General features: G+C 40.8%; 5 protein-coding genes and 2 pseudogenes. 3 read left to right on the top strand and 4 right to left on the bottom strand.

What is annotated here, in order from left to right; genetic code table 11:
* Positions 1-40 precede the first annotated feature (40 nt).
* Both sufC and sufD read left to right on the top strand, forming a co-directional pair.
* Positions 41-634, top strand: a pseudogene (gene sufC / locus SD31_RS02835) (Fe-S cluster assembly ATPase SufC); the annotation flags it as partial.
* A gap of 50 nt (positions 635-684) precedes the next feature.
* Positions 685-1,992, top strand: coding sequence for a Fe-S cluster assembly protein SufD (gene sufD / locus SD31_RS02830; RefSeq protein ID WP_082021784.1), 1,308 nt, complete (start codon positions 685-687; stop codon positions 1,990-1,992).
* 184 nt (positions 1,993-2,176) lie between these two features.
* On the opposite strand, the gene ribH is transcribed toward sufD, so the two are convergent.
* From ribH to SD31_RS20560, 4 genes are all read right to left on the bottom strand, one after another.
* Complete coding sequence (gene ribH / locus SD31_RS02825; RefSeq protein ID WP_039053024.1) at positions 2,177-2,665, bottom strand: 6,7-dimethyl-8-ribityllumazine synthase; 489 nt, start codon at positions 2,663-2,665, stop codon at positions 2,177-2,179.
* Positions 2,666-2,729: 64 nt separating this feature from the next.
* Entirely contained in the window at positions 2,730-3,386 is a 657-nt protein-coding gene (locus SD31_RS02820) for a tetratricopeptide repeat protein (protein WP_039053023.1), read from the bottom strand.
* Between the two features lie 89 nt (positions 3,387-3,475).
* The gene (locus tag SD31_RS20565) at positions 3,476-4,339 is read right to left on the bottom strand and encodes a UDP-N-acetylglucosamine 4,6-dehydratase family protein (RefSeq protein ID WP_316929735.1); all 864 of its coding nucleotides are present in this window, start codon (positions 4,337-4,339) and stop codon (positions 3,476-3,478) included.
* Positions 4,323-5,405 (bottom strand): polysaccharide biosynthesis protein, encoded by a 1,083-nt coding sequence (locus SD31_RS20560; RefSeq protein ID WP_316929734.1) that lies wholly within the window; start codon positions 5,403-5,405, stop codon positions 4,323-4,325. The genes SD31_RS20565 and SD31_RS20560 overlap by 17 nt, the downstream gene beginning before the upstream one ends.
* A 204-nt stretch (positions 5,406-5,609) precedes the next feature.
* Here SD31_RS20560 and SD31_RS02810 point away from each other — a divergent pair.
* A pseudogene (locus tag SD31_RS02810) lies at positions 5,610-6,755 on the top strand (alanine dehydrogenase); the annotation flags it as partial.
* Positions 6,756-6,757: the final 2 nt, after the last annotated feature.

Genomic DNA, 6,757 nt, shown 5'->3' with positions numbered 1-6,757 from the left:
AAAGCGTCATGGCGGACGTCGAGCGGTCGTACGAAGGTGAACTGGCGGTGAGGTAACGTTAGATGGGGTAGATTTGTTAGATTTATCGCCTGAAGATCGTGCTCGCGAAGGTCTTTTCTTAGCATTCCAATATCCAGTGGAAATCCCTGGTGTGTCAAATATCAACTTCCTGAAGACTGCTTTAAATGAAATCCGTGAATATAAGGGTCTCCCTCCCCTTGAAGCAAAAGAATTTTTGACTTTGGTGAAGGAGAAACAGAAGCTGGTAGAGTTCTCTGCGGACCTAGCAAACCGTTCGTTGAACGAAGGTTTCTCGGGAGGAGAGAAGAAACGTAACGAAATTTTCCAGTTGGCGATGTTGGAGCCTAAGCTGGCTATCCTAGACGAGACAGACTCCGGATTGGATATCGATGCTTTGCGTATCGTAGCCAATGGAGTGAACCAATTGCGCTCAAAAGACAACGCTTTCATCATCATTACGCACTACCAAAGATTATTGGACTATATCGTTCCGGATTTTGTGCACGTATTGTACGATGGTCGTATCGTAAAATCGGGACCAAAAGAATTGGCATTAGAACTAGAAGAAAAAGGATACGATTGGTTGAAAGAATTAGATGCGCAAAATGCCTAATTGGTCATCGATAAAACTAAAAGGTCATGAGCGGATTGATAACAAATAACATGAGTACAACAGTAGCAAACTCTTTATTCGGACAGTTAACTTCTACCTTTCAAGAGCTGGAAGCTACAAACGAACCTTCGTTTTTGCGTACCCTTCGTCAGGAGGCTTTTGCAAGATTTCAGAAGGAAGGTTTTCCGACTGTTAAGAATGAAGAATGGAAATATACCAATATCCATCCATTGGTAAGCAAAACGTATTTGCTGAACGAGGATGTGGATGTTGCCGACATTGATTTGAGCAAAGCAGACATCCCTGAATTGGATGCCCATCGCATTGTGTTGGTAAACGGACAATATGTGTTGGCCTTCTCCTCTTTGGAGGATGAGGTAGGACTGAAAGTGAAACCTATAGAGGAAGCTGCCGAGGAAGTTAATTTCCAGAAGCATTTTGCGCAATATGCCGATAAGTCGGATAACCCTTTGGTAGCTCTCAACACAGCCTTATATACTTCAGGATTATATCTTGAAGTGGCTAAGGGTAAAGTGCTTTCAAAGCCTTTGCATATAATACATGTAGCTACAGGAAAACAGGAGTTCTTCGCGCAGACAAGAAACTTGTATGTTATCGAACCTAATGCGGAGGTGGAGATTGTAGAATCTTTTGTCACTGTGGAAGGAGCAGCCCACAATCTGCACAACAAGGTAACAGAAATCGTAGTGGAAGAAAATGCCAAGATACAGCATTACTACCTTCAGACTGCCGCTAAGGAGAGTAACTATTTCACCCATACGGAGGTATATCAAACAAGATACAGCTTATACAACAACTACAACTGTAGTTTCCCGGGAGCATCTTTCGTGCGCAACAATATCAACGTGCGCCTAGATGCCGAAAATGTAGAGTCTCATTTGTATGGTATCAACCTATTAGCTGACAAACAGCTAGTAGATAACCACACTATTGTGGATCACCTTAAGCCTAACTGTGAATCATACGAGTGGTACAAGAATATCCCTCAGGAAGAGTCAACAGCGGTGTTTAACGGTAAAATCTTCGTTCGTCAGGATGCGCAGAAGACAAATGCTTTCCAGCAAAACAACAACATGTTGATGGGTGACAAAGCTACCGTATATACTAAGCCACAGCTCGAAATCTTTGCTGACGATGTGAAATGTTCACATGGCTGTACCATGGGACAATTTGAAGACGATTCCTTATTCTATCTAAGAGCAAGAGGTATTGGTGAAGAGTCTGCAAGAATATTACTTGTACATGCTTTTGCTTTTGATGTAACATCCCGATTTTCTAACGAAGCCGTTAGAAATTATGTAGAGGGACTTGTTGCAAAAGGATTAGAAAGAAAATAATTAGTAGTGTAGTTTTATAATTGAAAAGCGTCTCCCGAGATTATGGAGGCGCTTTTTTGTTAGGAAAAAAGTTTCTGTAGAATTTTATATATTAGCAGGACTTGCCCGAAAGAAGAGGCTCTTTCACGATAAAACAATAAAAAAGGAATCCTGATGGATTCCTTTTTTATTGTGTAATGATAAACTAATTTTCCTTGCTGATGTGAGCCATTTGTATTGCGGTAATAGCGGCCTCTTTACCTTTATTACCGTATTTTCCTCCCGCTCTGTCTAATGCTTGTTCGAGGTTGTCCGTAGTAAGTACACCGAAAATTACAGGCTTATTGTATTTGATGGACACATTGGCTATACCGTTGGCTACAGCGTCACAAATAAAGTCAAAATGTCTAGTTTCTCCTTGGATTACACAGCCCAGACAGATTACGGCGTCGATGTCTTTGTTGCGTAATACAATATCAGCTCCTGAAGTCAGTTCGTAGCTTCCCGGAACTTCGATAATTTTAATGTCTTTTTCTTCGGCTCCGTGTTTGGTAAGCCCTTCTATAGCGCCGTTGAGTAAGGCACCGGTAACTTGAGCGTTCCATTGCGACACGACTATAGCGAATTTAAGTCCCTGTGCCGATTTGACTTGAAGATGTGAGAAGTCTGATAAATTTTTTAATGAACTTGCCATATTTATTATGAACTAAAAAGGCTGCAATATTGCAGCCTCAATCAATATCTTTTGTTTAAATTAATTATTGCTTAGCCTGCACGCGCGCTAGAGGTCCGTCGATCAATGCAGCCTCATTACTTTGAGGATATTCTGTTTTGATCTTTTGATATGCCTCTTCTGCTTTTTTGTACTCATTCAACTGTTCGTACACCAAGCCTAATTTTTTTAAGAACAGGGGTGTGGTGAATGAGTTGTTGGACTTGTCGGCTGCCTTTTTGTAATATTCCGCCGCGCTTTTGTAGTCGTGGCTTTCTGAGTAAGCGTCGCCAATCATTCCTGTTACTAGAGGATCGATGATGTCACTACCTGTATCAGAATATTTTTTTAGGTAGTTGATAGCCTCTTGGAATTTTCCTTGACGTAGATAAAGACCTCCAAGGTAAGCGTTGGCAATGTTTGCCGACGGTGTATTCGAATACTCTTCGGCAATTTCTTTTAGACCAGGGAAGCTTCCGTCTCCCTCTATAGCTTTTTGTTCCAAAGAGTCAATCAACACGAGCTCTTCCGCCTTATACATGGCGTCGGCAGCTTCTGCTGCTCGAGGAGCTAAATATAATTTTTGGTAACCTATGTAAAGCAGTATTAAAACTACAATACCTCCTAAAATGAAGATTAGGCTTTTTTGGTTGTCTTGAAAAAATGATCCTTTCTGATCCGCTGAATTATAGTTTGTTGACATCAGTTTATATTAAAAATAATACTATGGAACGCAAAAATACACTTTTATTGAAAACTTACAATATTTAAAGCAACAAAAAGCAAAAATGATTATGATGTTATGCTCTTCAGCGCTAACTCTTTATCCAATAGTTCGTATTCCGAATTTTGGCTTTTGAACTCAGGAACTATGACTTTCATTTTTCGCACGATGTTAGTATTGTTTTGACTATTTATTAAGGCGAATAGTTCTTCCATATGCTGCTTTACCTCTTCGAAGTCATTGTCGCGTACTTTGGCGATCATAATTTTTTCATGATGGGTAGGCAACGTATTTTCATGGTCATTCAACAGTTCTTCGAACAGTTTTTCTCCTGGACGTAATCCTGTGAATTTTATTTCAATATCTTTATTAGGTTCCAATCCGGATAACTTAATCATCTTTTTCGCTAGGTCTACGATTTTCACGGATTTACCCATGTCGAACACGAATATTTCTCCTCCTTGGCCCATGTTTCCGGCTTCGAGCACGAGCTGACATGCTTCCGGAATCGTCATAAAGTAACGGGTTATTTCCGGGTGAGTAACGGTGACTGGGCCTCCTTTTTCAATCTGTTCTCTGAAGCGAGGGATTACAGATCCGTTGGAGCCCAACACATTTCCAAATCGTGTAGTTATGAAGCGGGTTCCTTTGTTAGGATTTTCCTTCAAAAGTTTATTGTTTAGCGATTGTACATAAATTTCAGCAATACGTTTCGAAGCGCCCATCACGTTGGTAGGGTTTACGGCTTTGTCTGTCGAAACGAACACGAATTTTTGGACGCCATATTTAACCGACAGATTGGCGATGTTATATGTCCCCCACACATTGGTACGGATAGCTTCTATAGGATGGTTTTCCATCATAGGCACATGCTTATATGCGGCGGCATGATAAACGATGTGCGGGCGTAATTCTTCAAAAAGATACTCCATCCTTAAAGACATCTTTAACGTCGCCAATGAGGGTATGGAAAATCTGGTTTTTATACCTTTCCTGTAAGTCGAGCTGTAAATTATGTAATGGAGACTCGGCTTGGTCACAGAGGATAATCATCTGAGGCTCGTATTTACCGAGCTGTGATGCAATCTCGCTACCTATTGACCCTGCTGCCCCTGTTACAAGGACACGTTTCCCTTTCAGCTGTTCGAGGATAGACTCATTATTTATTTTGATAGGCGCTCTTTCCAGCAAATCTTCAATCTTCACATTTTTGATTTGATTGACGGAAAGGTCTCTATTTATAATTTTCTGAGCAGGAGGAATCGTTAATACGGAAACATTTTGTTCTAGGCAGATGTCTATAATCTGCGATTTACGGTCCGGATGTATGGCCGGTGTTGCAATAATCAGCTCGTCTACTGACAGGCGGTTGATGACCTCTATCAACTTGTCAGACTTATAAATTCTGACACCGTCAATAGACTTTCCAATTTTCGAGGGATTGTCATCCAGAAAACCAACGATGATTTTGTTTGTTGTAAGGTCGTGGTCAAAAGTTCTTTTTACGGCTATTCCCATCTCCCCTGCGCCGAAGACCACCACATTTTTCTTAACCTTCTTCGCTGTTTTGGAATACTGAAAGAATACTTTGATAGATGTTCTGTAGGTCACCAACCCTAAGAATAGCAACAACCCATAAATGATAATCAGGGAATTTTCAATTGGCGGGGTTGTACGGATTGCCAAACAGAATAGTTTTATAGTGAAAAGAATAATAATCGTTAGGATGTTGGACGATAATATGCGGATGGAGTCGGTAGAGCTTGTGTACCGCACAATTCCGGAATAAAGTCTGAATACTATAAATGACGCTGCTGTAGCTCCAAGGCAGAGAAGGAACTGAAGCGCAAAATCATTTGGACTGAATACAATATTTTTGGTATCTTGATAAATGTAATAAGCAAGCAGAAAAGCGATTACTGCTGCTGTCATATCCAAGAAAAATATTACCCATCTAGGTAAGATTTTTACGTGATTTATTGCTTTGAAAAATCTCATAGGTCCTTTTAAGGTATGGAAATACTACAAAGCTAAAAAATACCATCATAAAAACTATATTTTTTTGTTTTATTACGCGATTTGTCAGTGTATCTCTAAGTTATATTTATTAAACTTGGAATTAAAAATTGTTAATTTTTATATGTCTAAAGTGGTAGTAAGGGATTTTCGGCCAGCCTAAGGAACTAAGCCAAATGCATTTAAGGAAAAAAGAAATCGAATTTGGTAATTGGTATTCCCAAAGAAACGGTTTTTCAGGAGAAAAGGATAGCACTGACGCCACTTTCTGTAGCTTTACTTGTAGAACATGGTCATACGGTGCTCATTGAGTCTGGGGCGGGAGACCATTCCAACTTCTTGGACCATCATTATAGTGAGCAGGGAGCACAGATTGTTTATGAGCGTTCTCATGTTTATAGTGCGGATATTATTGTCAAGATAGCGGGTCCTACATTGGAAGAGGTAGGGCTGATGCGTCAGAAGCAGATTTTATTTTCTTCGCAGCAGCCCAGTCTTTTACAGCAGGAGGTTTTACAGGCGTTAATAAAGAAGCAGGTGACAGCTCTTTCTTATGAATATTTACAGGATGAGGGAGGACATCTGACTGTGGTACGAGCGATGAGTGAGATTGTTGGTGCTACTTCCATTTTGATTGCGGCTGAATATCTTTCTAATGTGTTTGACGGTAAGGGCTTGATGTTAGGAGGTATTACAGGTGTTCCTCCTACGGAGATTGTTATTATCGGAGCAGGCACCGTTGGCGAGTTTGCGGCGCGTACTGCCATAGCTTTGGGGGCACAGGTGAAGGTCTTTGACTCTTCCGTATTTAGGTTGCGTAGGCTGCAGAATAATGTAGGTTCTAGAGTTTATACTTCTGTCATACAGCCTATTATTCTGAATAAAGCGGTGCGTTCATGTGATGTGGCAATAGGAGCGTTGAGGGCAAGAAATGGCCGCTGTCCGTGCATCATTTCAGAAGAGACGGTATCCAAGATGAAACCCAATTCGGTGATTATCGATGTGTCCATAGATCAAGGTGGGTGTTTTGAAACTTCCGAGATTACAACGCACGATAAGCCCGTGTTTCGTAAATATGATGTCATTCACTATTGTGTGCCGAACATAGCCTCTCGTGTAGCACGTACGGCCACCTATGCCCTAACCAATATTTTTACGCCGATTTTATTGCAGATCGGTGAATCTGGAGGGCTTAGCAGTTTGATATGGAGTCATCCGGGTATTCGCAACGCCATTTATCTTTACCAAGGAAATCTAACCAACAAAGATATGGCGGAGCGCTTCAACATACCGTTTAAAGATCTGTCATTAATGGTTTTGACAAACCAATAATT

Origin of the sequence: Sphingobacterium sp. T2 (genome assembly GCF_000814685.1) — a bacterium.
Classification (GTDB): domain Bacteria; phylum Bacteroidota; class Bacteroidia; order Sphingobacteriales; family Sphingobacteriaceae; genus Sphingobacterium; species Sphingobacterium thermophilum.
The sequence above is the reverse complement of the archived record's forward strand: the minus strand, read 5'-3'. Positions and strand labels throughout refer to the sequence as shown.

Excerpts from the sequence above, each read along its gene's own strand:
- sufD (WP_082021784.1), top strand. The coding sequence starts at position 685 with ATGAGTACAACAGTAGCAAACTCTTTATTCGGACAGTTAACTTCTACC.
- ribH (WP_039053024.1), bottom strand. The coding sequence starts at position 2,665 with ATGGCAAGTTCATTAAAAAATTTATCAGACTTCTCACATCTTCAAGTC.
- SD31_RS02820 (WP_039053023.1), bottom strand. The coding sequence starts at position 3,386 with ATGTCAACAAACTATAATTCAGCGGATCAGAAAGGATCATTTTTTCAA.
- SD31_RS20565 (WP_316929735.1), bottom strand. The coding sequence starts at position 4,339 with ATGGAGTATCTTTTTGAAGAATTACGCCCGCACATCGTTTATCATGCC.
- SD31_RS20560 (WP_316929734.1), bottom strand. The coding sequence starts at position 5,405 with ATGAGATTTTTCAAAGCAATAAATCACGTAAAAATCTTACCTAGATGG.